The organism is Verrucomicrobiota bacterium (genome assembly GCA_016871675.1).
GTDB lineage: Bacteria > Verrucomicrobiota > Verrucomicrobiia > Limisphaerales > VHCN01 > VHCN01.
The window spans coordinates 1-2198 of record VHCN01000143.1; the positions used below are offsets into that span (position 1 = coordinate 1).

The window sequence follows — 2198 nt, forward strand, 5'->3', positions numbered from 1 at the left end:
CTACTACGCCCAGAACGAGCTGCAGGCGGTCTTCACCGGCGACGGCAGGTGGAAGCTGCAACTGCCGCACACGTTCCGGTCGCTTGCGGGCCGGCCCGGTGGCACGAACGGCATCCCGGCGAAATACCAGAACACACCCATCGTGCAGGCCGAGCTTTACGACCTCTCGACGGACATAGGCGAGAAGGTGAACCTCGCTTCATCCAACCCGGCCATCGTCGAGCGCCTGCTTGCCGAGGCCGAGAACGCCCGCGCCGAGCTCGGCGACTCGCTCACCCAGCGCGGTGGAAGCGGCGTGCGCGAACCCGGCCGGCTGGCCGATTCGAAATGAGTCTGCGCCTGCTCGTCGCGATTCTCGGTGCCACCGGTGGCGCGCTTCCGGCCGCGGAGGCGCCGCGCCAGAACATCCTCGTCCTCTACGCCGACGACTGGCGGCACGACACGCTCGGCTGCGCGGGGAACCCCGTCGTCAAGACGCCGCGGCTCGATGCGCTCGCGCGCGAGGGCGTCCGCTTCACGCGCAACTGCGTCACCACCTCCATCTGCGGTGTGAGCCGCGCGAGCCTCTTCACCGGCCAGTGGATGTCGCGACACGGCAACCCGGCCTTCGCGATGTTCAAGACGCCGTGGGCGGAAACCTATCCCGGCTTGTTGCGCGCGAACGGGTGGTTCACCGGACACGTCGGCAAGTGGCACAACGGGCCATTCCCCGCGGGGAACTTCGACTTCGGCCGCAGCTACGCGGGCCGGCACTGGATCAAGCAGCCCGACGGCACGGAGATCCACGTCACGCAGAAAAACGAGAACGACGCGCTCGAATTCCTCCGCTCGCGCCCGAAGGACAAGCCGTTCTGCCTCACGCTCGCGTTCTTCGCCACGCACGCCGAGGACCAGAACCCGAAGCAGTATCTGCCGATGCCCGCGAGCATGGAGCTTTACAGGGACGTGAAGGTGCCCGTGCCGAAGACCGCGACCGACGAACACTTCAAGCGGCTGCCGCCCTTCGTGGGCAACGAAAAGAACGAGGGACGCCGCCGCTGGCACTGGCGCTTCGACACGCCGGAACGCTACCAGGAATACATGAAGAACTACTACCGCCTCGCGACCGAGGTGGACACCGTCTGCGGCCGCGTGCTGGACGAATTGCGCAAGCAGGGCGTCCTCGACAACACGCTGGTCATCTTCACCGGCGACAACGGCTACTTCCACGCCGAGCACGGGCTCGCCGACAAGTGGTATCCCTACGAGGAGAGCATCCGCGTGCCGCTCATCGTGCGCGACCCGCGGCTCGCGGCGTCGAAGCGCGGCATCACGAACGACGACTTCGCGCTGAACGTGGACCTTGCGCCGACCCTCCTCGCTGCCGCCGGGCTCAAGGCGCCGGATCGCATGCAGGGACGCGACCTCGCGCCGTTGTATCTCGCCGCGAACAAGCCCGCGTGGCGGACCGAGTTCTTTTACGAGCACGCCACCATTCGCAATGTGGAGTTCATCCCGTCGTCGGAGGCGCTCGTGCGGAAGGACGTGAAGTATCTGTTCTGGCCCGACTTCAAGCACGAGGAACTGTTCGACCTGAAGGCCGACCCGTCCGAGGAACGCAACCTCGCCGCGGACCCGGCGCAGCAGGAGCGCCTCGCCGCGCTCCGCAAACGCTTCGCCGAACTCAAGGCGGAGGCGAAGTGATGTCCACAGTCCCGTCCCCAAAGATCTCTGACCATTCATGAAACCCCTCGCAACAATCCTCTGCGGGCTCGCGCTGCTCGGCACCACTGCACCGGCGCATGCCGCCGCTGACTCCCCGCGGCTGAACATCCTGTTCGTCTTCGCCGATGACTGGGGCCGTTACGCCAGCGCTTACGCGAAGGTGGACGGCCGGCCGACCATCAACGACGCGATCAAGACGCCGAACGTGGACCGCGTCGCGCGCGAGGGCGTGCTGTTCCGCAGCGCCTTCGTCAATGCGCCGAGCTGCACGCCGTGCCGCAGCTCGCTGTTGTCGGGCCGATACTTTTTCCAGACCGGGCGCGGTGCGATTCTTCAAGGCGCGGTGTGGGATGAGAAGATCCCCACTTTCCCGCTGATGCTGCGCGATGCGGGCTACCACATCGGCAAGAGTTTCAAAGTGTGGAGTCCCGGCACGCCGGCGGACGCGGGCTTTGGCGGGCAGGCTCACGCGTATCAGAAGGCTGGCAACGCGT

General features: G+C 66.5%; 3 protein-coding genes. All 3 read left to right on the plus strand.

Annotation, left to right across the window (positions count from 1 at the left end; all coding sequences use genetic code 11):
- Positions 1 to 331 (plus strand): arylsulfatase (locus tag FJ386_15465; GenBank protein ID MBM3878085.1); only part of this gene is annotated, 331 nt, incomplete at its 5' end.
- A complete protein-coding gene (locus FJ386_15470; GenBank protein ID MBM3878086.1) occupies positions 328 to 1683 on the plus strand; it encodes a sulfatase in 1356 nt (451 codons plus the stop codon). The genes FJ386_15465 and FJ386_15470, both read left to right, overlap by 4 nt.
- 37 nt (positions 1684 to 1720) lie before the next feature.
- Positions 1721 to 2198 (plus strand): sulfatase (locus FJ386_15475; GenBank protein MBM3878087.1); only part of this gene is annotated, 478 nt, incomplete at its 3' end.

Coding starts and splice junctions, on each gene's coding strand:
- FJ386_15470 (MBM3878086.1), top strand. CDS start 328: ATGAGTCTGCGCCTGCTCGTCGCGATTCTCGGTGCCACCGGTGGCGCG.